Below are 25,564 nucleotides of genomic sequence, written 5' to 3'. Positions count from 1 at the left end.
AAATCAGGTGGTGCTTATGCTTCATAGTCCCAAGGATTAAATAACGCTGCGCTGCTTTGCTCCATATCAGCTGTATTTCTGGTTACAACAACACAGCTATAAGTCATGCCTGATACAGCTATCAGTCCATCCATCGTAGGCATGGGTTTTCCCGCAAGCTCTGCTGCTCCTTGAATAGAACCCCAATTAGTCACAACTTTTAAATCGATGGGAATAATCCTACCCTCGAAGCGTTTTTTTAGATCGTCTTCAAGCCACAGTTTTAATTTTTTCTTTCTCTTATGGTCAGATGCTTTCTCAATACCCTTCTGTATCTCACCAAAGGTTAAGATACTCAAAAAGAGGCTATCCTCATCTTGCTTAGCCAACCAAGCTAATACGTTTTTATTTGGCTCTTTTTTAACTACTTCAGAAATAACACAAGTATCTAAAAGATATTTCATAACTCGATATCTCTTGGCGTGTCTTTGCTCCTTGTGACATCAAGATCAATTTCCATTAACGGAGAGTTTCTTAGAAAAGAAACTAAATTATCTTTTGGCTTGATAAACTTTAGATAATCCTCAAAAGAGATAACCACAACCGCATTGTTGCCGTGTTTGGTAACAATCTGTGGTTCGTGACGCATTGCATTATCAACTAGCTGGCTAAACTTGCTTTTTGCGTCTTGGAGTTGCCATATGTTTTCTTGCATAAGCTTAAACCTCATAAAAATCTAGTCAGACTAGACAGTATTCTACTTTGCTATTTTTGTCAAACCAATGAATTATTTATATACATATGCGGTGAGAGTAACCAAACACCCACTATGTGAGACTAATTAATGCAACCTAGATCCGGCTGCCTAGATTGTTAGATGTGGTGTACCAAAGATTTTGATAGCAACTGCATTGAGGCTATATGCAAGGCTCAATAGGACGGCCATATTGCTGTCCTAATAATAAACGCTCCATAGCCTCACCGAATGAAGTGCCGCCAAGGTAAAGCTGGTCATCTGGATGAGTATAAAAATAGTATGCTCCTTCACGGTTGGCGAAGACGCTTATATGATCATGATGAGCCTCAGCTATCGCAGTCAAGGGGCCGAGCCTACTTACCCACGGTTCTACAACGACATGTTTATGTTCCTGATAACAGGTAAAGAAACAAACATTACTTGCTGCGCATTCCAGACCTGCACCACACGCGCCTACTTCAAGCCCACCAAACTCGGTAAATATTGACTGAACAGTTTGGCTTTCGGTGGAATGCTGTCGCATATTTGGCGCCCAACCAACAGAGATAAAAAAATGCTGGATTCTTTCAGGAATATAGATCATGTGGTTGGCTTCAATTACCCTTAACAATTTATTAGAAGTAAATCGTATGTTATTTATAACAGCTTATATGCAAACTATCTAATAGAGAGCATCCTTCAATACACATCTCCTAAACCGTCGCCTGCAAATGCACATAACTATCCACAAAGCGCTTATATTTATGCTGCCCACAGGTATACGGCGCATATTTCGCGGGATTATCACTGCTGACACAGGTTGGTACAGCTGTAACCAGCGCATCAAAATCAAGGTCGATGAAAAACGGAATCGAGTAGCGTTCCACGCCGCTGGTATTAATCACGCGATGCAGGGTGGAGATATAGCGGTCATTAGTTAAGGTTTGCACCAGATCGCCAATATTGACGACAAACGTATCCTCCACCGGCGGCGCACTGACCCATTCGCCCTCGCGATTACGCACTTGCAAACCGCCGACTTGATCTTGGGACAGAATCGTTAGAAAACCATAATCGGTATGTGCGCCCACGCCAATTTCTTCCTGAGAAATTGCACCCTGTTGTGGAGGGTAATGCAGGATACGTTGAATGGTGATCGGTTTGCGTTGCAATTTTTCAAAGTAATTCGCAGGCAAATCAAGGCTCAAGGCCACGCCACTAATGAGCTTATGCGCCAAATTCACCATCGCCGTGTGATAAGCTTCGCATTGTTGCTTGAATTCTGGCATTTCCTCGGGCATTAAATTCGCGCCAAAGAAGGGCGAAACCTCGCTACCATCCTGTCCGTAATCAAAGCATTCTTTGAAATCACGGGTATTTTGTGGGTCGACATTTTCGCCATAAATCGGAATATAGCCGCGCAAAGTGGGGCCAGAATGAACGATATTGATGCGTTGTTTGGCGTCAAGTGGCAGTGCAAAAAATGCTTTGGTCACCTCATACATGCGTTCGATTAAAGCTTTGGGCACGCCATGATTTTTGATGTACATGAAGCCGACATTTTCACAAGCAGCGCGAATCTGCGCAGCCACGGCTTGTGGGTCGCTGCCATCCAAGAGCTTGGCAATATCAATGATCGGAATTTCACTAAAGGAAGTTTGCTTGCTGGCAAGGCGCGCATCGACTACTTGACTCATAAAATCCATCCTCTCCACTAGTTAGATGGCTCTCAGTGTCCGCTTCGTGCCTTATTTCAGATATAACAAAAGCGCAAGGAATTAACAGGTTTTCGCCATTCTTAATGCGCTGGGCGAAATCGCATAGTGCTCGCGAAAACGCTTGGTAAAATAACTTTGTGACGCAAAGCCAGTAGCTTGTGCAATGCTACAAAACGGTAGGCCAGTTTCTTCAATCAGGGTTTTGGCTTGGGCGAGACGCACTTGCAAATAATATTGCGCCGGTGTGGTTTGAGTATGTTTTTTAAAAGTTTGTTCGAGCCTGCGAATACTCACCCCAATTTTATCCGCCAGCGTTTCAATCGGATAAGGCTGCTCGATATTTTTCTCCATCAACTCCACGGCTGCACCGAGATAACGCGATTTCATGCGCAATTCAAGATAGCGCCGGCTATGCTGCAGCTCATCGGCAAAGCGCATTTTATTATGGCAAAACTTGTAAGCCACTTGATCGGCAAACGCTGCGCCCAAATCTTGCCCAACAATGTAGAGCATCATATCCAAGGCCGTCAGACCACCCGCACAAGTGAAAATATGCTGGCCAGCGGTATAGATATTTTCTTGCAGCTTAATCTGCGGATATAGCTCGCGAAACGTGGGAATATCCTCATTAAACAGCGTGCAACTCTGCCCTTCCAATAAACCGGCGCGCGCCAATAAAAAGCTCGCACTGGTTAAGGCAGCCACTTGCACACCGGAGCGCCGCAAGTGGCGCAAATTCGCAAACAAGGCTTTATGTTTGTAAGCTGCAGCGCCTTCATAAGCACAAAGCACCACCAAATCAGTGCTTGCGATTTGGCTAAAATGCCCCGCCACACGCATGGGCACACCATTTGAAGTGCTAATGGTTTCGGCGTTTAAATCAGGGTCACCACTATACAAATGCACATCGTAAACCAGCCCATCATACAGCTTATTCGCCACACTCAAGGTTTCAACTGAGAGCGCAAAGGAGGTCAAAGCAAAGCCCGAGATCAGTAGAAAACTGACATGACGGGTTTTGCAGGATTTCTCAAGTTTGGCAATCAATCCATTTCTCTTCAAAGCTCACAAATTAAAAATACAATTTGTATACAATGTATTTTAGACGCAAAAATGCTAATAGCTGGCTATAACATTTTACGCCTAACTAGGGGTTTTCAATCGGTAAGGGATCGGGGCGCACATAGCGCTCCATATGGCTGCGCGATAAATCCCAGTGCTGGCGAATCAGTTCCACCATTGTCTCCGCTTGACCATTCACAATACATTCAATCATCGCATCATGTTGATCAAGGGCTTGCTGCATATTGTGCGTCATATCGGGATCATGCGGACGGTAAAAGGTTTGGCTAATTCGTGCGTGATCAATCAATAAGCGATCATAACTGGGTTTCAGATAAGGATTGGCCGCCATTTCACCCATCAGTGCATGGAAGCGGTCATTCCAGAAAATCAAGCCTTCTGAGTCTTGGCGCAAAGCGGCATTACGGAATTCGCGTTGTGCAGAACGTAAGCTTTCGATTTGCTTGGGCGTGGCATTCATTGCTGCTAATCGCCCCACAGCCGCATAGAGCATAGGAGCGGTCATAAAGAAATTGCGCAAAGTTTTATGGCTCATCGAAGCCACGGTTGCACCACGATTGCTGACGATTTCCAAATAACCTTCACCTGCTAAGCGCCGAAATACTTCACGCAAAGGAGTACGTGAAATCTGGTATTCCTCGCTCAACGTGGTCTCATCCAGACTGGTACCTGGTTCTAATTCCATGGTCAAAATCTGGCGTTTTAGGTCGCTATACAGGTTTTCTTTTTTCATCAGTGGGTTTCGTTTAAAGCATCAACAGTTGGGATTTCGCGCTCACGGCGGGCGATATAATCCAACAATTCCTCATTAATCGCCACCTCCAGCTTAGGCTCTTCGTAAGCATTAAGCAATTTGCGAGCTTGCGCCAAGCTGCGTGTAAGCGTGTCTTTACTCCCTTCAGCCTGCCATTGCTCAATCGAATTATTATCAAATAACTCCGACATAAAGAAGGCACGTTGGAAGTTTTCCAAGGTATGCGGGTGGCCTAAATAATGGCCACCAGGGCCCACATCGCGAATCGCCGCTAAGCCTTCTTCAAAATCATCCCAGCGAATCCCCTCCGCCATCCGATAGCCCATCGCGCATTGCTCGGCATCAACCACGAATTTCGCCATCGAGCAGTGCATGCCCGCCTCATTCCAACCTGCCGAATGCCAAATATAATTGGCGCCCGCCATTAATACCGCCATCATGGTGGTGGCACTTTCATAACCAGCCTGAGCATCAAACACTTTCGAGCCACCCAAGGTATTGGAAGTACGCCACGGCACATTATAGAAACGCGCCATTTGCCCAATCATAAAATTCATCAGCGAAATTTCCGGCGTGCCTGCCATTGGTGCACCAGAGCGCATCGACACAGTACTCAAATAATGCCCATAAATCGCAGGTGCACCTTTACGAATCACTTGGGTGTAAGCCAAGCCAGATAAGGCTTCTGCATTGAGTTGTGCGACGGTTGGGGCAACACTGGCGGGTGTATTCGCGCCCCCTAACACAAAGGGAGAGCACAATACCGGCTGCTTATGGCTGCAAAATACCCGCATCGCCGCGAGCATAGTCTCATCCCAAACCAAGGGCGAATTGCCATTCACATTGCCCGTCACCACTGGATGATCTTCCAGATAATGAGCGCCGAATAAAATCTTGCACATATTCATTACATCTTCCGCATTCTTGCCAGAAGTGGTCATGCCCATGAAGGTTTTATCGGAATGCTTCATTGAGGAATAAGTGATATACAAATGGCGATGCGACACTGCCCGATCCATTGGTTCTACAATATGGTGAGCGCTGGAGTGAATTGCAGGGCACATATGCGCTAATTTATGCAGATTATTTAGGTCTTCGAGGGTCGGCCAGCGGCGCTTATTGTCGAGGTCACAGACAAAGGGTGCACCTGTCATGGGTACAAAGATCGAATGATCCCCCCCTAAATGCACCGTTTTCTTCGGATCACGCGCATGTAGGGTAATCGTTTCAGGAATACTGCTAAGCAACTCCATGATCAAATCGCGTGAAAAGCGTACTCGTTCACCTTGTACATCCGCCCCTGCCTGTCGCCATTGCTCCAGTGCAATTTTATCGCGGAAAGTTACACCCACCTCTTCCAAAATCGCCATCGACGCATTGTGAATACGCAAAACCTGCTCTTCATTCATTGGCTCAGTCACAGGCAGCTTGCGCTTCAAGGTAGGAAGCATTTCAATTTTGGTGGCTACCCGTGCTGCTTTGCGGCTATCACGGCCACGACGTTCAGTTCCTACTGCATCCATCACATCCTCCTCTTGCTTTAATGTATACAATTTGTGTACATTAATATGAAAGCTATGTTATTCCAAGTTTTTTCTGGTTGGGCAAAGCGGATTTCGATCCACTCCTTTTCAACATCAGGTGTGCTTGCTTTATGAATACATCGTCATCTTCTTCCCCAGTCATTGAGTGCAAGAACTTATGGAAAATCTTTGGTGCGCGGCACAAAGAGGCTATGAAATTCGTTCAGGAGAGTTCACTCGGGAAAAGCGAGGTACGTGACCGTTTTGGTTGTGTAGTCGGCGTGCAAAATGTGAGTTTCAGCGTCAGCCAAGGTGAAATCTTCTGCATTATGGGTTTATCGGGTTCGGGTAAATCGACCTTAATCCGCCATGTGAATCGCTTGATTGAACCGACCTTGGGGCAAGTGATCATTGAAGGCGTGGATGTAAATTCCCTAAATGCGCGTGCTTTGCGCAAATTACGTGCTGAGAAAATCGGCATGGTCTTTCAGAGTATGGCGTTAATGCCGCATCGCACCGTGCGCGACAATGTGGTGTTTTCTTTAGAAGTGCGCGGTATCAATGAAAAGCAGCGCCATGAAGTCGCCAGCCGCGCGATTCATGCCGTGGATTTGGATGGTTGGGATAGTCATTATCCTGATGAGCTTTCTGGCGGTATGCAGCAGCGCGTGGGCTTAGCACGGGCCATTGCTGCTGACCCCGATATTCTCTTAATGGATGAACCCTTCTCAGCCCTCGACCCGCTTATTCGCCGCCAACTGCAAGACAAATTCATTAGCTTGTCGGCGGAAATGAATAAAACCACCTTGTTTATTACCCATGATTTGGATGAAGCCATTCGCATCGGTGATCGGATTGCGATTATGAAAGATGGGGTCTTAGTGCAAGTTGGCACGCCAGAAGAAATTGTTACTGAACCCGCTGATGATTATGTGCGCGATTTCGTGGGTGGCATTTCCAAACTGGAATTAGTCACTGCAGGCAAAATTATGGAACCACTGGAAGCTTATCAGCAGCACGCCGGTGCAATTGGTCAAGGCTGGTCGGTGGCTCGTCCTGAGGATAATTTGAATACCTTGGTCGATATGGCGATTGAGAACGAGCATCCGATTCTAATTCAGTCTGATGGAAAAATGGTCGGTGTGGTGACACGCCATGCTTTATTACGCGGCATTCAAGGGCGCGTTGAGCCAGTAAGCAAATAGCTAAATAGCTTGAGGAGGCTGTGATGGCGGAGGAGAAAACATTCAATCTACTCGACCCCTTCAGTGGTGTCGATCTCGGTATTGGCGATTGGGCGGATGGCATTAAAGAATGGGCATCAGCGCACCGTGAGGGTATGCAACCGTTTAAGCAGTTCATTAACGATATGATCGTTGGGATTGAACACGCCTTTCAAACTACCCCACCTCTGATTATGTTAGCGATTATTTCACTGATCGCTTGGCAAGCGGGGGGTAAACGTGTCGGCATTATCGTAGCAGCTAGTCTTTGCTGCTTAGGCTTTCTCGACCCAAATGCGTGGAACTTAGCCATGACCACCTTGGCTATCGTCACTTCGGCAGTCACCTTGTGCGTGATCATTGGCCTACCGCTCGGTATCTTGGCGGGCAAAAGTAATACCTTTGAAACGATTATGCGCCCGTTTCTCGACACCATGCAGACTATTCCAGCCTTCGTCTATCTCGTGCCGGTGGTGATGTTGATCGGGATTGGGAATGTGTCAGGGGTGATTGTCACGATTATCTTTGCCTTGCCGCCGCTGATTCGTTTGACCTCGCTCGGAATTCGGCAAGTGAATCCTAGTGTGGTGGAAGCTGCGCGTGCCTTCGGTTCTAGCCCCTTACAAATTCTATTCAAAGTGGAATTACCCCTTGCGACTCAAACCATTCTCGCTGGCTTAAACCAAACCATCATGCTGTCGTTATCGATGGTGGTGATTGCCTCAATGATCTCGGTAAAAGGCTTGGGGAATGAAGTATTACGCGCAATGGGGCGCTTGGATGCGGGCAAAGCGCTGGTCGGTGGATTAGGGATTGTTATTTTAGCAATTGTATTAGATCGGATTACCCAAGGTTTGGGGCAATCGGATCGTGAACGTGGGTACCGGCATTGGTGGCAAGGTGGCCCCATTGGTTTGGTGCTGCGCTGGATGGGAAAAACTGCTTAAGGACTAAGCCTGTTAATGTGTTCTTGTAATGTTACAAATCATGAGATGGAGTGAGGAGATGATGAAACTGAGTTCAACTGGCAAAGCCCTTAGCTTGGCCTGCTCATTGTTCCTAAGTGTCGCTACACAGACTGTAATGGCGGATGATCAACCTGGCAAGGGCGTAACCATTCGCCCGGCAGAAGGCACGCAAATCGAAGAAAAATTCCAGCACAAAATTCTATATAAAGCCTTGGAAGAATTAGGCTACAAAATTGCCGACCCTTCTGAAACCGAATATCAAACTATCCACTTAGCACTGGGTCAAGGTGATGCGGACTTTACGGCAGTCAGTTGGAAACCTTTACACGATGCCTTCTACAAAGAAGCGGGGGGTGATGAAAAACTCGTGCGCCTTGGTACTTACGTCTCGGGTTCTTTACAAGGCTATCTGGTGGATAAGGCATCGTATGATGCTGGCGTAAAGAACTTTGGCGACTTAAAAGACCCTGCCATGGCTAAGCGCTTTGATGCAGATGGCGATGGTAAGGCCGATTTAGCCGGTTGTATCCCGGGTTGGGGCTGCGAACGAAATATTGAACATCATCTAACCGAGTACAAATTACGTGACACTGTTACTCATAACCAAGGCGCATATGCGGTGATGATGGCGGATACCATTTCCCGCTATAAAGCTGGTAAACCAATTCTGTATTTCACATGGACACCGTATTGGGTTTCTGGCGTGTTAGTACCCGGAAAAGATGTGGAATGGTTGGCAGTTCCTTATTCCTCTTCACCGGGCGGTGTAAAAGAACAAACCACGTATGAAGGCAAAGATTTAGGTTTTGCCGTCAACACCATTCACATCGCTGCTAATAAAGCCTTCATTGACAAAAATCCTGCTGCGAAAGCGGTCTTTGAAGTGGCTAAATTGGACATCAATGACATCTCTGCCGAAAATGGTTTGATCAAAGACGGTCAAGACAAAGAAGCTGACATTCAGCGCCACGCTGATGATTGGATTAAAAAACACAAAGACACATTTGATAGCTGGGTTAAAGCTGGGCGCGATGCGGTGAAGAAATAAGCCTAATTTAGCTTGGTTGTGTTAGCTCAGACTGGAGAAGCTTGGTTTGGGCTAGTGCGGTTTGTTTAACTCAAAAATCCCCACTCAATCATTAGCTCAGGGAAGATTGCCACTGGGCTAGCTTCGTCTAATTTGAATAGCTCTGGCTTACCGTAAGGTTCTTGGGTATCTAAGTTAGGATGTGATAGCAACTAGACTGTGGTTGGAGACAATTAAATCTAGCTCAAAAGCTAACAGTGTACAATTGAAATAAAATCGATCATAAATAATACTAACGTAAATAGTTAGTTAACAAAAACTCTTACTTATGTTATAAAAATCTACTTACCTCTTACTCTTCATCAAATTACATTAATATTCATTATTTATATAAGATAATTTTTCTTTATAAATAATCCATACATCATATTTTGGATGATTATTATGAATATTTTTATTTCCTATCCACGCGAGAAAAAAGATAAGGCTATAATTATTGCTTCTGAATTAAGCGGTGTAGGAGATACTATTTTTATAGACGAGAACTCCATTGACTATAGTGATGAGTGGAAAGTTAAAGTTAAAGAAGGTTTAAAAAAAAGTAATATATTCATCATATTATACAACTTGGATGAAAAATCCTCTCAAGACCCAGCTAGATTTATTTACACAGAAATAAAGCTTATAGAGAAAGAAATAATTAGAAAACCGAAAAAAAAGCTATAATAATTACATTTCCACCAGCCAAAGCAAATACAGTACCTCCTTTTTTTAAAAAGTTTAATCTGATTAATTATAATGAAGGTGATGTAGCTGATTATGACTGGACAAGCAAAGTAGCAGAGTCAATTGAGAAGATTAAAAAGAATGAGAAATTATTTAAATGGATCAGGGTAGTAGCCCCCATTTTTTTTATGGTCAGTGGCATTGCTTATTTATATAACTTAGGGAAAATTGTTAATCCATTTACAGTACAGACTCCAATAATACCAATTACAAATACAACCTTGCTTTCAAAACCAAAATCCTGCTCAGATGCCGCTTCTGTTGGTAACCGGACATATGCTATGACAAGCCCCTATATTTATATAGAGACTGAAGAGTCAGCCGGAGTTAAATTTTTTAGTATCTCTAAAGAAGGTATATGGAGTGATGTTCAGTGCGTTTTAAGAGAAAATAAATACTACCTAGAAGGACAAGAACAAACTACGCATATGGTCTTTTATGCTGAAAACAACAAAGAACTAACATACTTTGGAACCTCAACAAATAATACAGAGTCATCAATTTCATTTAACTCACAAGGCATCGCCAGTCTCAGAACTTTTACAAAACCGAAGGACTACACTGTCAAAACAACTTGTGAAAATACTATTTGCCAGAAAGACATCGTAAAAAAACAAGAATTAGAAAAAAAATACTCTCGTCTTGTTGAAGAAAAACATAAAGCTGGCCTTAATGACTATTGTAAAGCATCCATACTTTATGGAAAAGATTTTGATAAAAGTGAAAGCTCCATTTATGTTGTCTCAATTTGCAAAAATTATACGAGAGTGATGAGAGGTTCATTTTCAGAATAGCCATATAATAAGCTAATGCTGTGCACAGATAACCAGAGCCACCTAAAACAAAAAATACCTCTGCGCCAACGGCAACTCCATCGCTGGCTCACACACCAATAACTCCCCATCAGCCCTGACTTGATAAGTCTGCGCATCCACTTCAATCACCGGCTGGTAATCATTGTGAATCATGCTGGCTTTGCTGATGGTGCGGCAGTTTTTCACCACCCCGATTTGGCTTTGCAGCCCCAATCGCTGATGCACGTCTGCCTTAAACGCGGCTTGGGAAAGGAAGGTCATGGTGGTGGCGTGACAAGCCTTGCCAAAACCACCAAACATTTTGCGGTAATGCACGGGTTGCGGGGTGGGAATCGAAGCATTTGGGTCGCCCATCGGTGCGGCAATAATCATCCCACCTTTGATAATCAGGCTGGGTTTCGCGCCAAAGAATGCAGGTTTCCACAATACCAAATCGGCAAGTTTGCCGACCTCGACTGAGCCGACTTCATGCGCAACACCGTGGGTGATCGCGGGGTTAATGGTGTATTTGGCGATGTAACGTTTGGTGCGGAAATTGTCGTGCGCAGCAGGATCAGTGCCGAGGCTGCCGCGTTGGACTTTCATTTTGTGCGCGGTTTGCCAAGTGCGGGTAATGACTTCGCCGACGCGCCCCATGGCTTGCGAATCCGACGAAATCATCGAAAACGCGCCAAGGTCGTGCAAAATGTCTTCGGCGGCAATGGTTTCGCGGCGAATGCGGCTTTCGGCAAATGCCACATCTTCGGCAATCGCAGGGGAAAGGTGGTGGCAAACCATGAGCATGTCGAGGTGTTCATCGACGGTATTCACGGTGTACGGGCGGGTCGGATTGGTTGAGGATGGCAGAATATTCGCTTGCCCTGCGGCTTTAATAATGTCGGGGGCATGACCGCCGCCCGCCCCTTCGGTGTGGTAGGTGTGAATCACGCGCCCTTTCATCGCGGCTAGCGTGTCTTCGACGAAGCCGGATTCATTGAGCGTGTCGGTATGAATCGCCACTTGCACGTCCATTTCATCCGCTACCGTCAAGCAGTTGTCGATGGCTGCGGGCGTTGTGCCCCAGTCTTCGTGCAGTTTTAAACCAATCGCCCCCGCTGCGACTTGTTCGCGCAAGGGTTCGGGCAAACTGACATTGCCTTTGCCCAAAAAGCCGAGGTTCATCGGTAAACTATCCGCCGCTTCCAACATGCGCTGCATGTTCCAAATGCCGGGGGTGCAAGTGGTGGCATTCGTGCCCGTCGCAGGCCCCGTACCGCCGCCAATCATGGTAGTAACGCCGGACATTAAGGCTTCTTCAATTTGCTGTGGGCAAATAAAGTGGATATGCGTATCAATCCCGCCAGCGGTGATAATATGCCCTTCGCCTGCAATCGCCTCTGTGCCTGCGCCCACCAGAATGTTTACGCCCGCTTGCGTATCGGGATTACCCGCTTTGCCAATGCCAACAATGCGCCCGTGTTTAATGCCAATGTCGGCTTTGACGATACCCCAATGATCGAGAATCAGCGCGTTGGTAATCACCACATCCACGACTTCCGCGTCATTACGCTGGCATTGCCCCATGCCGTCGCGGATGACTTTGCCGCCGCCGAATTTGACTTCATCACCGTAAATCGTGTGATCGTGTTCGACTTGGATGATTAATTCGGTATCACCTAAGCGCAGCCGATCACCCGTGGTCGGGCCATACATTTCCGCATACGCCTGCCGACTGATTCGCGCCATTACAATGCCCCCATGATTTTGCCTTGGAATCCATACACTTCGCGACTGCCTGCAAGTGCAACTAACTCAACTTCGCGGGTCTGCCCTGGCTCGAACCTTACGGCTGTACCTGCCGGAATATTCAGACGAAAACCGCGTGTTTTCTCACGTTCAAACTGCAAAGCATGGTTGGTTTCAAAGAAATGGTAATGCGAACCCACCTGAATCGGGCGGTCGCCCATATTGGCAACGCTGAGGGTCACGGTGTCGCGCCCTACATTGAGTTCGATGTCGCCCTCAGCAGCGAAGAGTTGTCCGGGGATCATGGCTTATCTCCAAACCCCACCACAACCCTCCCCTTATCAAGGGAGGGAGGTAGAGAGGCGAATACATCCCCCCTGATAAGGGGGGAGTGAGGGGGGTTATAAAATCGGGTCATGCACAGTCACCAGCTTCGTCCCATCCGGAAACGTCGCTTCCACCTGCACGTCGTGGATCATTTCGGCGATGCCATCCATCACCTCCTCGCGAGTGAGCAAGGTGCGCCCGTAATCCATCATTTCCGCCACCGAACGCCCATCGCGGGCGCCCTCCATAATCGCGCAACTGATGTAAGCAATCGCTTCGGGATAATTGAGCTTCAGACCACGGGCTTTGCGCCGCTCCGCCAATAATCCGGCAGTGAACAACAGCAATTTATCTTTCTCGCGGGGAGTCAGTTCCATATCTTTGTTCTCCTAGGTATTCCAAATCCGCGGCGGTACAGCAGCTTTATGGGTTATTGATGGGCGAATCGCTTGCCAAATAGCACGGAATAAACGATGAGCTTGTGCAGTGCTATTGCCCAAATAACGCACCACTAATACACCATTCAAAAGCGTTGCTCCAGCAGTGCCAAACGCCACTTCCTCACAAAAAGGTCGCACCGTTTCAAGTAGGTCCGTCGTGGCGGGAGTCGCTAACAAGGTGGCAAATACCGGTTGCCCACGTAAACCCGCCGCACTCAATAAATCTCGCTCGCCATTAACCACCAAGCGATCCAATAATAAGGGCTTAGCATCGCGGTATAAGGCGGTTTTAAATACAGCATTACCCTGCTGAAAAGCCTCACCAATGACTGGACGGCCTAAGCAATACACTTCCCAACCGATATAACGCGCTGAACCTTGCAAATGAATAGTGCTCGTTAATAAAGCATTAGCCTTAGGGAAAAAAATCGTTTCTTGTGGCAGCCATTCCAAGCAAGCATCTGTGACCTGAAAATACTGATGTTGTGCCGCTTGCGAACCCGCTGAACGATAGAATTTAGTTGCACCCGGCGTGGTCAATAACGCATAGGCATTTGGCTCTACTTTAAACTCCAAATACAGCTCATCACCCCCAACCACTCCGCCAGGCGGGTGCAACACATAAGCATGGCAAACCTCGCCTTCAGGATAAAAAGGACGCTGTATCGCTAGAGGGCCACGTTGATGGCGGTTAGCTAAAACTGTTTTATCGAGGCGCTTAGTAAACTGGAGTTTTAGCTCAGCTTGCCAACCTGTTTGTGCCGATTCTGTAGCTAGCATTTATTAGCGATTGCGCTTAAAACTGACTCGTTTCGGGGCAAATAGCTTGCGTACCAGCGTATAGACGATTACTGCTAAAACGATAGCAATGCCAGTATGCAGCAGTGCATGGAATAGCTGACTTTCCGTTTCAATATGGGGAATCAAACTGGGGTGAGCATAAACACTACTACTTAAAAACAAGCTGATTAGCAACAGAGCTAGGGGTTGCATGGTAAGTATCCTGAAAGTTAGCCTGATACTTAAATGGCAACTTCCATGCCAAAGGCTAAGTGCCACTTAACTAGGCAGTTTTCAAACGACTTAAACTGCTGATGTGGAAACTCAGCTAACTCACCACAACACTCATGCACCAAAAATACTCAAATTAAGATATTCTTGCTTCTTTATAGTGCCTACACACGGCAGCTTATAGTAAGTTTTTTGCATTGCATCAGCTGAAATCTTGACAAGAACCTAAGCGACCACTATAGAGCTAGGAAGTGTTTTTCTGCTAAGCTTTAGTTAATAGAAGAAAGACCTTTACTCATGCTCTTCGAGCAGTGCATACCCCACTTAATCCGTTAACAAAGGAAGCATTCATTATGAAAATCCGTCAAATGGTTTTGGCTTTATCCGTGTCCGTGCTCGCATTTTCTTCTAGCGCATTTGCAGAAGGTACCTTTTATGTAGGCGCTAATGGTGGTCCTTTGTATGGTACTTATGGCTGTGTCATGTCTGCGAATGAAACACCCTATAGCGAATGTGCTGCTAAAACTGAACCGGCTAAACCAGCAGAAAAACCTGCACCAGCTCCTGCTGTTAAGGTTATTACCGATTGTTCAAAATGTGCCGCTCAAAAGCAACCACGGGCTGCTGGCAAACCTGCTAAAAAGGTACTTAAAAAACCAGCTAAAAAGCCAACCAAAAAAGTTGCTAAAAAAAGAAAATAAACTAACAGCCTAAAGGCTGTTATTGAGCTAACGGAAAGTCTAAAAGCGACTTTCCGTTAGCTAGTTATGCGCTCCTAAGCTCGCTACACTGAATATTGGTTTGGGAGAAGCAAAATGAACATTCAGCATTGTTATAATTTCAACGATTTCCGCCGTTTAGCTAAACGCCGTTTACCCGCCCCACTTTTTCACTATATCGATGGTGCTGCTGAGGATGAATGGACAGCTAAGCGCAATCAGCAAAGCTTTGACTCTTTTGCTCTCATTCCCAATGCTTTAGCGGATCTCTCTCAACTTGACATTTCGACCACCTTGTTTGGGCGTAAGCTCAGCCTGCCTTTATTCTGCTCGCCAACGGCCATGACTCGTTTATTTCATCATGAAGGCGAATATGCGGTCGCACGCGCAGCAGCTAAAGCTGAAACCCTGTATAGCCTATCTACCCTGTCGACTGTCAGTATTGAAGAGATTGGCAAACTCAGCGACCAGCCGAAAATGTTCCAGATCTATATTCATAAAGATCGTGGGTTAACCCGTGAATTTATCGAGCGCTGTAAAGCGGCCAACTTTGATGCTTTATGTTTGACCGTCGATACACTAGTGACAGGTAATCGTGAACGCGATTTGCACACTGGCTTAGTCATGCCTCCCCGCTTAACCTTGAAAAGCTTATTAAGCTTTGTACTCCACCCACAATGGTCGTTGAATTATGTGAAGCACGAAAAATTTGAACTCGCCAATGTCAAAGAGCGTATGCAAAGCAACCCAGACTTATTGTCGGTTATGTCTTATGTACATCAACAATTTGACCGCTCAGTTGTTTGGAAAGATGCCGAGGATATTATTCAACAGTGGGGCAAACCCTTTGCGATTAAAGGCATTCTTTCAGTCAACGATGCCAAACGTGCGGCTGCTATTGGCGCTAGTGCAGTCATGCTCTCGAATCATGGTGGCCGTCAATTAGATGGCTGTGCAGCACCGTTTGATGTCTTACCCAGAGTCGCTGATGCACTGGCAGACCGCTTAGAAATCATAGTAGATGGTGGTGTGCAACGTGGTTCACACGTATTGAAAGCTTTAGCCTTAGGTGCAAAGGCTTGTTCAATTGGACGCGGCTATTTATTCCCGCTAACTGCGGGCGGGCAAGCCGGTGTTGAGCGTGCTTTAGACTTACTCCGCAAAGAAATTGAGCGCAATATGATCTTAATGGGCTGTGCCTCCTTGAGTGATCTCAGCCCAGAGCATTTAATGCGTATTACTTGAATTCAGCTTGAAGATTTCCTGATTACGCTATTCTTGCTACAGTTAATGGATTAATTTAGCTAAGGAACTCATCGTATGACAGCGTTAACCACCTGTGTTTTTGTGCAAGTCCGCTGCAAACCCGGCAAAGGCTATGAAGTAGCTGATGAAATTTTTGAGCGTGAAATTGTCTCTGAACTCTATTCGACTAGTGGTGAGTGGGATCTGCTCATGAAAATCTATATCCCTGAAGAACAGGATATTGGCAAATATATTAATGACCATATTTTAAATATTGAGCATATCGAACGCTCTTTAACGACTTTAACCTTTAAAGCTTTTTAAACTCCAATTTGAGCCTAATTAGAATAATAACCCGCTATTATGATGAATATTGAACAAGATATTGCGCAAATTGTGCGCCAAGAACAGCGTTTACAATTTACGCAATTTGATGCTGAAACCGCATGGGTCATTGGTTCACGCTTACGTCAGCTCGCAAAAGAACGTAACTTGGGTATCGTGATTGATATTCAAGTAAATGAGCATCAACTGTTCCATGTCGCTATGTTCGGAGTCACGCCGAATAATGCAGACTGGGTACGACGTAAACGGAATCTAGTGCAGCACTATCATTGCAGCTCTTATTTAATGAAATTACGTTTACAGCATCAGAAAGCGAATTTAGAAGATAAAACTGGCTTAAATACCCGCGATTTAGCCGCAGCAGGTGGTTGCTTTCCGATTTTGCTCAAAGGTACAGGCTGCATTGGTACGATAACGGTTTCTGGTTTGCCCCAGCGCGAAGACCATAATCTAGTGGTCAGTGTGCTGGCGGACTATTTACAGCTACCTTTGGCTGAATTAGCTTTAAGCTAATAGAACAAATCAAAGACCATGATCCCTGCGATTCCATCAACAGCAGCCGCGACTAACCGCTGGCCTAGCTGTTGATGCTCAGGATTTTGTAGATAAGCATCACGCGCTGCTTCATCCACAAAATCAATCATAAAGCCACCGTTATAACCTTTATCCATCCCGACTTCAGGCGTGATATTCGCACCTGCTAGAAAGCCTCGCCACCCTGAAAGTTGTGATTCTAAGCTTTGTAAGCCTTGATACAACTCAATACGTTCCTTTTGACTCACCTCAGGGCGAAAACGAATAAAGACACAATGTTTAAGCATGCAAGTTCCTTTTTTGCGATAAATTTTAAGCTGACTATTGTAGTTGCAGTGTTTTTGCTATACCTAAAGCCTAGCATCCTCAATAAATTTCACACCACCACAGAAGGAATCCGCTATGACTATTGGCTTCGGTTTTATCGGCGCAAGTGACATTGCCAAAAACAAAATGCTCGCCGCGATTCGTAACACCCCTGATTGCGAGGTGGTGTCTGTTTATAGCAGCAATTTCGAGCGTGGGCGCGCTTATGCTGCAGAAACCCATATTCCACATGCGGCTAGCTCTTTGGAAGATTTGCTAGCAAATCCAGCTGTAAATGCGGTTTACATCAGCACCACCAATGAACTACATCATCCACAAACCCTAGCCGCCGCTCAAGCGGGTAAGCATGTGCTCTGTGAAAAGCCCTTAGCCATGTCACTCACCGAAGCTCAAGCAATGCAGGCTGCCTGCCAAGCAGCGGGTGTAGTGTTTGCGACTAATCATCATCTACGCAATGCCCAAGCGCATCACAAAATGCGCGAACTCATCGCAGCCGGTGCAATTGGCAAACCGATAGCAGCACGCGTATTTCATGCGGTGTATTTACGCGAAGCTTTACAAGGTTGGCGTTTAGATAAGCCAGAGGCAGGCGGCGGTGTGGTCATGGATATTGTGGTGCATGATGTGGATACTCTGCGTTTTGTCCTTCAGGCTAATCCAACTGAAGTGGTAAGTTTGTCACAGCATTTTGGGATGAGCGCTGGCACGGTTGAAGATGGTTCGATGGCGGTGTTCCGCTTTGATAATGATGTGATTGCTCAAGTACATACTGCCTTCACTGTGCCCTATGCAGGCAATGGCTTTGAGGTGCATGGTACAGAAGGCTCTTTAATCGCGAAAAATGTCATGCATCCTGCAGCCCAACCCGAAGTTTTGCTACGCACCGCGCGCGGCGATCAGTTTTTAGAGCTGGAAGCGAATGAAGTTTATAGCGTAGGTGTGGAACGTTTTGTAGCCGCTATTCAAGGCCAAGGCACACCAGCCGCCAGTGGTGAAGATGGCATTTGGTCTTTAGCCGGAGCTTTGGCCTGCTTAGAATCAGCACGAACTGGGCAAAAAGTAGCGATTAAGCTATGAACGCTAGTCCCGATTGCTACAGCCGTGAATTTTTAGAGCAACATATTCGCAAAACCCTACAATTTTATCAGCCGACCGTATTTGATCCTTCTGGCGGCTTCTATCATTTCTTTCGGGATGATGGCAGCGTTTACAACGCTAGCACGCGACATTTAGTGAGTAGCACCCGCTTTGTGTTTAATTACGCGATGGCAACCCGCTATTTTGCCGATTTAGATTATAGCGCTTGGGTTAAGCATGGCTTGGCTTATATTGAAACAGTACATCGCCAAGCTGATACCGGCGGTTATGCTTGGCTCTTGGAAAAAGGCCAAGCCATTGATAGCACCAATCACTGCTATGGCTTAGCCTTTGTGATCGTAGCGGGGGCTACTGCTTTATTAGCAGGTGTTGCAGAAGGTCGCACCAGTCTGGAAAACGCTTGGCAACTACTAGAACGCTATTACTGGGATGAAGCACATGGCTTATATCGTGATGAGGCCAATGCTGATTTCAGCGTGATTGCGCCCTATCGTGGGCAAAATGCCAATATGCATGCCTGTGAAGCGCTGCTCTGGGCTTATGAAGCAACTCAAGAGCAGCGCTTTTTACAGCGGGCAGCGCGTTTAGCTGACTCAGTGACCAACCAACTCGCTAGCCAAGCCCAAGGTTTGATTTGGGAGCATTACGATGCTAGTTGGCAAATTGATTGGCAATATAATCTCGACAACCCCAAACACCTCTTCCGACCTTGGGGCTTTCAGCCGGGGCATCAAACAGAATGGGCAAAACTTCTGCTTATTCTACATCGTCATCAGCCTGTAGCTTGGCAACTTACCCGCGCCGAAGCTTTATTTACCCAAGCCTTAGACCGCGCTTGGGATAATGACTATGGCGGCATCTACTATGGTTTTGCACCCGATGGTTCGATTTGTGATGACGATAAATACTTCTGGGTACAAGCAGAAAGCTTGGCAGCCGCTGCACTCTTAGCACAAGCCACTAGGAAGCCAATTTATCGAGACTGGTATGAAAAGATTTGGGATTATAGTTGGCAGCAGATGATTGATCATCACTATGGCGCGTGGTTTCGCCTTCTCACGCGGGAGAATCAAAAATATGATGAGCACAAATCACCCGCCGGTAAAACGGACTATCACACGATGGGCGCTTGTTATGAGGTATTACGCTCTGGTCTAGTTTAAAAGTGGTAGTCAATCCACCAACTTGTGCTATACGCGGAAGCCACAATCGTTTGGAAAAAAGGCTCCCAAGAAAAAGTATGCTGATTGCCCCAAATCGGCAAATAGCTCGGCACATAAGAGCAAGTAGCGCCAATCAAGCCCAACTGATCATGGCGCTGCAAAATACTTAAGGGTTGCTGTGCTTGATGATCCAAAGGTAAATAAAAACCTGCTTGGTTTGGCTGAACTTTTCTCTGAATAAACCCGTTCGCTGCTAATTCATACCCTGGATTATCTGCTTTTAATTGCACAGGTATATTGAACTGACACAACTCTGCTGAGGCTTGAGGTTGTGGGAAAAAGGGATGCGGAAACCAACTCATTGGCACAAAAGCCTTACCTTGATTTGTGATAATCGTGTGCGAACGCAGCGTGCGACCCTTTAAGTAGAGAGTACGCACTAACTGCAATGCATAATCCGCAAATTTCTGTTCAGTGGTGAAAATGAGTTGTTGCTCTTTAGTCTCAACCCGCCAATCACAAAAGGCTTTAACCTGCTTATTGATTAAATCACAGACACCCACACCAATAATTAAAACTTCACTGTCATCTTGAGCCGGAGCACGCAGTGGCGCCCAGTTAAAAGCATCCGGTATGCCCTGCCCATCGAACCAATTAAAGCTATCCGGATAAGTCGGCCCAGATAATAGTTCGCCATGTTGTTCATCTGAAATTTGATAGATATAGCCGCCAGTGCAGTAGCGTATGCCGAATTTATCGCGGTCAGTCAAAGGGTCAAGCACTTCGATTTGTAAATTTGAATCCTTCAACAGATACATCCGTGTCACTCCTCGCCTACAGCTTAGTTTTAATCAATTGAATGGCCTTAGCCTTTTATCATAATTTCTTCTTTTTAGGCAGAAGGCTTAGCTAAGCTCATAAACTCTAATGAATAATAGAAGGAAAATACATGAGCTTAGGTGGCGATTTCTACGCACTCTCTGACCAGCAATTAGAGGATTTATTGGATGGCGCTTTAGGCTTAGCCTTCCTTTATAATGAGCTAGATGAGCGTCCGCGTGAATGTTACTCAGGTGCTGAACAGGCTTGGTATGAGCTAACCCAAATCTTGGGATCAGCGATGAGCGACTATTCCGAGCAAACGGATGCAATTCCTGAAATGAGTCAATACACGTGGGCAAATGATGTGCCAAGGCTTGCAGCAGAGCTAGCTCAGATGGACGAGGCCGACATAGAAAGTCGTTATAACAGTGATGAGATGGAGACGGATTTAGCAACGCTCAAAGGCTATATCCAAGCCGTAGTTAGCTTTTATCAGCGCGCCGCGCAGAAGGGTGATGCCGTCTTATTTCGAGTGACTTAAAACACGAACTAACCACAGGGTGCTTTAGCTGGTGACTAAACATGCTAAAGTAGCTGCTTATTTATAATTCAAAGCTTAGCTATGAGCACTATTAAAGCACCCTCTATTGTTATTCTCACTGGCGCAGGTATTTCGGCTGAATCGGGTATTCAAACCTTCCGCGCTTCTGATGGTCTCTGGCACAACCATCGCATTGAAGAAGTCGCTACCCCCGAAGGTTTTGCCCAAAACCCAAACCTAGTTCATGAGTTTTATAATGCACGCCGTAAGCAACTCCATGACCCCACTATTCAACCGAATGCAGCCCATTTAGCTTTAGCTCGCTTAGAGCAAACCTATCGAGGCAAAGTGCTAGTTGTGACGCAAAATGTGGATAATTTGCATGAGCGCGCAGGTAGTAAACAACTGATTCACATGCATGGTGAGTTGAACAAAATTCATTGTAAGCAAACAGGACAAATCTATAACTGGAATCGCGACTTAAACACGACGAGTGTCTGCCAATGCTGTCATCAAGCTGGCAATCTGCGCCCGCATATTGTTTGGTTTGGGGAAATGCCACTACAAATGGAAGAAATTTACCGTGCTTTAATGGCTTGTGGCTTATTCATTTCGATTGGGACTTCGGGGCAAGTCTACCCCGCAGCGGGCTTTGTACAAATTGCCCAGCAAGCGGGCGCACGTACTGTGGAGTTAAACCTCGACCCCACCAGTAATAGTGCACTGTTTGATGAATCTTTAAACGGAGCAGCAAGTCAGTTAGTGCCTAGTTATGTAGATAAACTACTTAGCTCGCTTTAGCGCGCTCCAAGTCGGATAGAGTCGAACGGGCTTTATCCGCAATTCGGTCAATTTCCGCTAAGGTGATTTCAATATCGCGGCGTTGGGTGAGCAAAATATCGCGGCGCTCTTGCAGCTTTTCTAATAAGCGTTTGAGCTGTTTTTTTTCGTCCCGACCCGTATTGTCGTACATATCAATTAGCTCTTTGACTTCGGCAAGGGTCATCCCTAAACCTTTGCCGCGAATCGCTAGGCGCAAACGTACCCGATCACGTTCAACATAAATACGCTTATTCCCTTCACGTTTGGGCGCAACAATGCCTAGTTCTTCATATAAACGAATGGTGCGTGGAGTGACTGCATGCTCTTTGGCTAAGTCGGAGATGGTATAAGTTTTTTGTTCCATATTGAAATTCTTCCACGGCTGTTGGGCTTGTGTCTATGCTTTCTTAGCTTTACCTGTGACAATGGGTAACAGATGGCTAAATTAATACATTTTCTATCGATTCCAATTGACGCTTACGTTAACGTAAGTTATTTTAGCCCTGTGCCTTCTGCACAGCAACATTCAAAATGATCAACACCGCTAGGGATCCTTTCCATGTCAATGAATAGCCCCGCTCAGCCTGCTGCCAACTCGACCACTAAATTAGCTCGCCCCGTCCGTTTTGTGACTGCTGCTAGCCTATTTGATGGTCACGATGCAGCGATTAATATTATGCGCCGTATCCTGCAAGCCAACGGTGTTGAAGTGATTCACCTTGGGCATAACCGCTCAGTGGCTGACATTGTCAATGCAGCCCTCCAAGAAGATGTACACGGCATTGCGATTAGCTCCTATCAAGGTGGGCATGTCGAATATTTGAAATATATGGTGGATATGCTGCGCGAAAAAGATGGTGCAGATATTCGCATTTTTGGAGGTGGTGGGGGGGTCATTATTCCCGAAGAAATTAAGCTCCTCCAAGATTATGGGGTAACTCGTCTTTACTCTCCGCAAGATGGTCAGCAAATGGGCTTGCAGGGGATGATTCTAGATATTATCTCCCGCTGCGATTTTGACCCAGGTGCTGCTGCTCCAAACACGCTTGAACCGCTTGTGGCTGGTAATTGGCGCGCCTTATCTCGCACCATCACAGCTTTAGAAAATAACACTTTAAATCCAGAATTACGGGCAGAAATTCTAGAACGTGCTGCGAATCCACCGAAAAAAGTACCTGTGTTGGGTATCACTGGGACTGGTGGCTCAGGTAAATCCTCACTTACGGATGAAATCATTCGGCGCTTCCGCTTAGGTCAGCAAGATCAACTTAAAATTGCGATTATTGCCGTTGATCCAACTCGGCGTAAAACGGGCGGTGCTTTATTAGGTGATCGGATTCGGATGAATGCGATTGATCATCCGAATATTTTCATGCGCTCGATTGCCACCCGTGAAGCCGTTGGCGAAATTCCAGAAGTGATAAAAGAGGTAGTCGCTGCCACCAAGCTAGCCGGCTTTGATTTAATTATTGTCGAAACTCCGGGGATTGGTCAGGGAGATGCGGCGATTGTGCCTTTAGTGGATGTCTCGCTTTATGTGATGACCCCTGAGTTTGGCGCGCAAAGCCAGCTTGAAAAAATTGATATGCTCGATTTTGCGAGTGCTGTAGCGATTAATAAATTCGACCGTAAAGGCGCGGAGGATGCTTATCGCGATGTGTGCAAACAAGTCCAGCGTAACCGCGAAGCCTTTGGACAAAGCCCTGAAGAAATGCCGGTATTCGGTACGATTGCAGCGCGTTTCAATGATGATGGCGTGACTGCACTTTATCAAAACCTGCTAAGCCAATTGGAAATTGCAGGTCTCTTTGTAGAGCGTAATCAATTACCCACCGTTACCGTGCGTAAATCCTCCGGCAATTCGGTGATTGTTCCGCCAGAGCGTGTGCGTTATTTAGCTGAAATCGCCGAAACAGTGCGCGGTTATCATAAAACCGTGAATGCGCAAGCTAAAATCGCCCGCGAGCGGCAGCAACTATGTGAAACCAAGCGTATGTTGGGTGCGGCTGCAACGGACTTAGCTGCTTTAGATGAACTCATTGCGCAGCGTGATGAGCAACTCGATAGCCGAGCACGTAAACTTCTGGAAATTTGGCCGCAAGTCCGTGCGAGTTATTCCGGCGATGAATACGTGGTGAAAATCCGTGATAAGGAAATTCGTACCACCATTAAGCGCACGACCTTATCGGGTACTAAAGTGCCAAAAGTATCGCTACCCCGCTTTGAAGATCACGGCGAACTTCTCAAATGGTTGCTGCTAGAAAACCTTCCCGGCAGTTTCCCGTATACGGCCGGAGTGTTTGCTTTCAAACGCGAAAATGAAGATCCAACTCGGATGTTTGCGGGTGAAGGTGATCCCTTCCGTACCAATCGCCGTTTCAAACGTTTATCTGAGCACTCCGCGGCTAAGCGATTATCCACTGCGTTCGATTCAGTAACTTTATACGGCTGTGATCCTGATTTACGCCCTGATATTTATGGCAAGGTGGGTAACTCTGGGGTGTCGATTGCCACTTTAGATGATATGAAAGTCCTCTATGATGGCTTCGATTTGTGTAGTCCAACCACCTCAGTGTCGATGACGATTAATGGCCCTGCCCCGATCCTGTTAGCGATGTTTATTAACACCGCGATTGATCAGCAAGTGGCAAAATTTGAAGCAGATAACGGCCGCCGCCCAACCGATGAGGAAATCGAAAAGGTGCGTGCTTGGGCTTTAGAAAATGTGCGCGGCACGGTACAGGCAGATATTCTCAAGGAAGATCAAGGCCAAAATACTTGCATCTTTTCCACCGAATTTGCGCTCAAGATGATGGGCGATATTCAAGAGTATTTCGTGCAGAACAAAGTACGGAATTTCTACTCCGTATCGATCTCGGGCTATCACATTGCCGAAGCAGGCGCGAATCCTATTTCGCAACTGGCGTTCACGCTGTCGAATGGTTTTACTTATGTGGAAACCTATTTAGCGCGCGGTATGCATATTGATGATTTTGCCCCCAATCTATCCTTCTTCTTTAGTAATGGTATGGACCCTGAATATACCGTGATGGGTCGGGTAGCACGGCGGATTTGGGCAACAGCGATTCGCTTTAAATACGGCGGTAATGAGCGCAGTCAAAAGCTGAAATATCATATCCAAACCTCAGGCCGCTCTTTGCACGCTCAGGAAATGGATTTCAATGATATTCGCACCACTCTGCAAGCCTTGATTGCGATTTATGATAATTGCAATAGCTTACACACCAATGCTTTCGATGAAGCGATCACCACCCCAACTGAAAATTCAGTGCGGCGTGCCTTAGCCATTCAGCTGATTATTAACAATGAATGGGGCTTAGCAAAAAATGAGAACCCACTGCAAGGTGCTTTCATCATTGATGAGTTAACTGACTTAGTTGAAGAAGCCGTTTTGCAAGAATTTGAGCGGATTGCGGAACGTGGTGGTGTTTTAGGTGCCATGGAAACGGGCTATCAACGCGGCAAGATTCAAGATGAATCCATGTACTATGAGCACAAAAAACATGATGGCAGCTTACCGATTATTGGTGTGAATACTTTCCTCAATCCTAAAGGCCGTGAAGAGTTTACGATTGAATTAGCACGCTCTTCTGAGGAGGAAAAGCAAAGCCAACTAACCCGCCTAGCTGATTTCCAAACTCGCAATGCTGCACAAACTCAAGCCGCTCTAGAACGAGTACAACAAGCTGCGATTCACAATCAGAATATCTTTAGTGAATTAGTGGATGCCGTGCGTTACTGCTCTTTAGGTCAGATTTCACAAGCTTTATTTAATGTAGGTGGGCAATACCGCCGCAATATGTAGATTTCCC

29 protein-coding genes are annotated in these 25,564 nt (G+C 46.2%); 14 read left to right on the top strand and 15 right to left on the bottom strand.

Going from position 1 to position 25,564, the window contains the following annotated elements:
* Nucleotides 1-14: 14 nt before the first annotated feature.
* From Q0230_RS14945 to Q0230_RS14915, 7 genes are all read right to left on the bottom strand, one after another.
* Complete coding sequence (locus Q0230_RS14945; RefSeq protein WP_298610981.1) at nt 15-443, bottom strand: type II toxin-antitoxin system VapC family toxin; 429 nt, start codon at nt 441-443, stop codon at nt 15-17.
* Nucleotides 440-694 (bottom strand): type II toxin-antitoxin system Phd/YefM family antitoxin, encoded by a 255-nt coding sequence (locus tag Q0230_RS14940; protein WP_298610980.1) that lies wholly within the window; start codon nt 692-694, stop codon nt 440-442. The genes Q0230_RS14945 and Q0230_RS14940 overlap by 4 nt, the downstream gene beginning before the upstream one ends.
* Nucleotides 695-896: 202 nt before the next feature.
* The gene (locus Q0230_RS14935; RefSeq protein WP_298610979.1) at nt 897-1,319 is read right to left on the bottom strand and encodes an SUKH-3 domain-containing protein; all 423 of its coding nucleotides are present in this window, start codon (nt 1,317-1,319) and stop codon (nt 897-899) included.
* A 109-nt stretch (nt 1,320-1,428) separates the two neighbouring features.
* Nucleotides 1,429-2,412 (bottom strand): 2-oxoglutarate and iron-dependent oxygenase domain-containing protein, encoded by a 984-nt coding sequence (locus Q0230_RS14930; protein WP_298610978.1) that lies wholly within the window; start codon nt 2,410-2,412, stop codon nt 1,429-1,431.
* An 81-nt stretch (nt 2,413-2,493) separates the two neighbouring features.
* Nucleotides 2,494-3,480 (bottom strand): GlxA family transcriptional regulator, encoded by a 987-nt coding sequence (locus Q0230_RS14925; RefSeq protein WP_298610977.1) that lies wholly within the window; start codon nt 3,478-3,480, stop codon nt 2,494-2,496.
* A gap of 100 nt (nt 3,481-3,580) precedes the next feature.
* Nucleotides 3,581-4,249 (bottom strand): GntR family transcriptional regulator, encoded by a 669-nt coding sequence (locus tag Q0230_RS14920; protein WP_298610976.1) that lies wholly within the window; start codon nt 4,247-4,249, stop codon nt 3,581-3,583.
* A complete protein-coding gene (locus tag Q0230_RS14915; RefSeq protein WP_298610975.1) occupies nt 4,249-5,793 on the bottom strand; it encodes a trimethylamine methyltransferase family protein in 1,545 nt (514 codons plus the stop codon). The genes Q0230_RS14920 and Q0230_RS14915 overlap by 1 nt, the downstream gene beginning before the upstream one ends.
* A gap of 131 nt (nt 5,794-5,924) precedes the next feature.
* Here Q0230_RS14915 and Q0230_RS14910 point away from each other — a divergent pair, with 131 nt between their 5' ends.
* From Q0230_RS14910 to Q0230_RS14890, 5 genes are all read left to right on the top strand, one after another.
* Nucleotides 5,925-6,998, top strand: a complete 1,074-nt coding sequence (locus Q0230_RS14910) for a glycine betaine/L-proline ABC transporter ATP-binding protein (RefSeq protein WP_298610974.1) — start codon at nt 5,925-5,927, stop codon at nt 6,996-6,998.
* 23 nt (nt 6,999-7,021) lie between these two features.
* Nucleotides 7,022-7,963 carry a proline/glycine betaine ABC transporter permease gene (locus tag Q0230_RS14905; protein WP_298610973.1) on the top strand — a complete coding sequence of 314 codons (942 nt, stop codon included), beginning with the start codon at nt 7,022-7,024 and terminating at the stop codon, nt 7,961-7,963.
* A 58-nt stretch (nt 7,964-8,021) separates the two neighbouring features.
* Complete coding sequence (gene proX / locus Q0230_RS14900; RefSeq protein ID WP_298610972.1) at nt 8,022-9,032, top strand: glycine betaine/L-proline ABC transporter substrate-binding protein ProX; 1,011 nt, start codon at nt 8,022-8,024, stop codon at nt 9,030-9,032.
* 423 nt (nt 9,033-9,455) lie between these two features.
* Entirely contained in the window at nt 9,456-9,737 is a 282-nt protein-coding gene (locus Q0230_RS14895; protein ID WP_298610971.1) for a toll/interleukin-1 receptor domain-containing protein, read from the top strand.
* 188 nt (nt 9,738-9,925) lie between these two features.
* On the top strand, nt 9,926-10,591 hold the full coding sequence (locus tag Q0230_RS14890) for a hypothetical protein (protein WP_298610970.1): 666 nt from the start codon (nt 9,926-9,928) through the stop codon (nt 10,589-10,591).
* A gap of 42 nt (nt 10,592-10,633) precedes the next feature.
* On the opposite strand, the gene ureC is transcribed toward Q0230_RS14890, so the two are convergent.
* From ureC to Q0230_RS14865, 5 genes are all read right to left on the bottom strand, one after another.
* On the bottom strand, nt 10,634-12,337 hold the full coding sequence (ureC, locus tag Q0230_RS14885; RefSeq protein ID WP_298610969.1) for an urease subunit alpha: 1,704 nt from the start codon (nt 12,335-12,337) through the stop codon (nt 10,634-10,636).
* A complete protein-coding gene (locus Q0230_RS14880; protein ID WP_298610968.1) occupies nt 12,337-12,642 on the bottom strand; it encodes an urease subunit beta in 306 nt (101 codons plus the stop codon). The genes ureC and Q0230_RS14880 overlap by 1 nt, the downstream gene beginning before the upstream one ends.
* A 96-nt stretch (nt 12,643-12,738) precedes the next feature.
* Nucleotides 12,739-13,041, bottom strand: coding sequence for an urease subunit gamma (gene ureA, locus Q0230_RS14875; RefSeq protein ID WP_298610967.1), 303 nt, complete (start codon nt 13,039-13,041; stop codon nt 12,739-12,741).
* Nucleotides 13,042-13,053: 12 nt separating this feature from the next.
* Nucleotides 13,054-13,884 carry an urease accessory protein UreD gene (locus Q0230_RS14870; RefSeq protein WP_298610966.1) on the bottom strand — a complete coding sequence of 277 codons (831 nt, stop codon included), beginning with the start codon at nt 13,882-13,884 and terminating at the stop codon, nt 13,054-13,056.
* A 3-nt stretch (nt 13,885-13,887) separates the two neighbouring features.
* A complete protein-coding gene (locus tag Q0230_RS14865; protein ID WP_298610965.1) occupies nt 13,888-14,097 on the bottom strand; it encodes a hypothetical protein in 210 nt (69 codons plus the stop codon).
* Between the two features lie 371 nt (nt 14,098-14,468).
* Here Q0230_RS14865 and Q0230_RS14860 point away from each other — a divergent pair, with 371 nt between their 5' ends.
* From Q0230_RS14860 to Q0230_RS14845, 4 genes are all read left to right on the top strand, one after another.
* Nucleotides 14,469-14,816: a hypothetical protein gene (locus tag Q0230_RS14860; protein WP_298610964.1), complete on the top strand. Its 348-nt coding sequence runs from the start codon at nt 14,469-14,471 to the stop codon at nt 14,814-14,816.
* A gap of 114 nt (nt 14,817-14,930) precedes the next feature.
* Nucleotides 14,931-16,079, top strand: a complete 1,149-nt coding sequence (locus Q0230_RS14855; RefSeq protein WP_298610963.1) for an alpha-hydroxy acid oxidase — start codon at nt 14,931-14,933, stop codon at nt 16,077-16,079.
* 75 nt (nt 16,080-16,154) lie between these two features.
* Nucleotides 16,155-16,403: an Lrp/AsnC ligand binding domain-containing protein gene (locus tag Q0230_RS14850; protein WP_298610962.1), complete on the top strand. Its 249-nt coding sequence runs from the start codon at nt 16,155-16,157 to the stop codon at nt 16,401-16,403.
* A gap of 39 nt (nt 16,404-16,442) precedes the next feature.
* Nucleotides 16,443-16,937, top strand: a complete 495-nt coding sequence (locus Q0230_RS14845; protein WP_298610961.1) for a heme-degrading domain-containing protein — start codon at nt 16,443-16,445, stop codon at nt 16,935-16,937.
* Here Q0230_RS14845 and Q0230_RS14840 read toward each other — a convergent pair.
* Nucleotides 16,934-17,245, bottom strand: coding sequence for a Dabb family protein (locus Q0230_RS14840; protein WP_298610960.1), 312 nt, complete (start codon nt 17,243-17,245; stop codon nt 16,934-16,936). The two genes, Q0230_RS14845 and Q0230_RS14840, sit on opposite strands and share 4 nt — an antisense overlap.
* A 115-nt stretch (nt 17,246-17,360) precedes the next feature.
* Here Q0230_RS14840 and Q0230_RS14835 point away from each other — a divergent pair, with 115 nt between their 5' ends.
* Entirely contained in the window at nt 17,361-18,362 is a 1,002-nt protein-coding gene (locus tag Q0230_RS14835; protein ID WP_298610959.1) for a Gfo/Idh/MocA family oxidoreductase, read from the top strand.
* Nucleotides 18,359-19,546 carry an AGE family epimerase/isomerase gene (locus Q0230_RS14830; RefSeq protein ID WP_298610958.1) on the top strand — a complete coding sequence of 396 codons (1,188 nt, stop codon included), beginning with the start codon at nt 18,359-18,361 and terminating at the stop codon, nt 19,544-19,546. Before Q0230_RS14835 ends, Q0230_RS14830 begins: the two co-directional genes overlap by 4 nt.
* On the opposite strand, the gene Q0230_RS14825 is transcribed toward Q0230_RS14830, so the two are convergent.
* Nucleotides 19,543-20,364, bottom strand: a complete 822-nt coding sequence (locus tag Q0230_RS14825; protein ID WP_298610957.1) for a hypothetical protein — start codon at nt 20,362-20,364, stop codon at nt 19,543-19,545. The genes Q0230_RS14830 and Q0230_RS14825 overlap by 4 nt on opposite strands.
* 131 nt (nt 20,365-20,495) lie before the next feature.
* On the opposite strand from Q0230_RS14825, the gene Q0230_RS14820 reads away from it, so the two are divergent.
* Nucleotides 20,496-20,909 (top strand): DUF1877 family protein, encoded by a 414-nt coding sequence (locus tag Q0230_RS14820; protein WP_298610956.1) that lies wholly within the window; start codon nt 20,496-20,498, stop codon nt 20,907-20,909.
* Nucleotides 20,910-20,990: 81 nt separating this feature from the next.
* Entirely contained in the window at nt 20,991-21,710 is a 720-nt protein-coding gene (gene cobB, locus Q0230_RS14815; RefSeq protein ID WP_298610955.1) for a Sir2 family NAD+-dependent deacetylase, read from the top strand.
* Here the strand turns inward: cobB and Q0230_RS14810 are convergent.
* Nucleotides 21,697-22,095 carry a MerR family DNA-binding transcriptional regulator gene (locus Q0230_RS14810; protein WP_298610954.1) on the bottom strand — a complete coding sequence of 133 codons (399 nt, stop codon included), beginning with the start codon at nt 22,093-22,095 and terminating at the stop codon, nt 21,697-21,699. The genes cobB and Q0230_RS14810 overlap by 14 nt on opposite strands.
* A gap of 195 nt (nt 22,096-22,290) precedes the next feature.
* Between Q0230_RS14810 and icmF the strand changes: the two genes are divergently transcribed.
* Nucleotides 22,291-25,557 (top strand): fused isobutyryl-CoA mutase/GTPase IcmF, encoded by a 3,267-nt coding sequence (gene icmF, locus Q0230_RS14805; protein WP_298610953.1) that lies wholly within the window; start codon nt 22,291-22,293, stop codon nt 25,555-25,557.
* Nucleotides 25,558-25,564: the final 7 nt, after the last annotated feature.

Source organism: uncultured Thiothrix sp. (genome assembly GCF_937876535.1).
GTDB lineage: Bacteria > Pseudomonadota > Gammaproteobacteria > Thiotrichales > Thiotrichaceae > Thiolinea.
The sequence above is the reverse complement of the archived record's forward strand: the minus strand, read 5'-3'. Positions and strand labels throughout refer to the sequence as shown.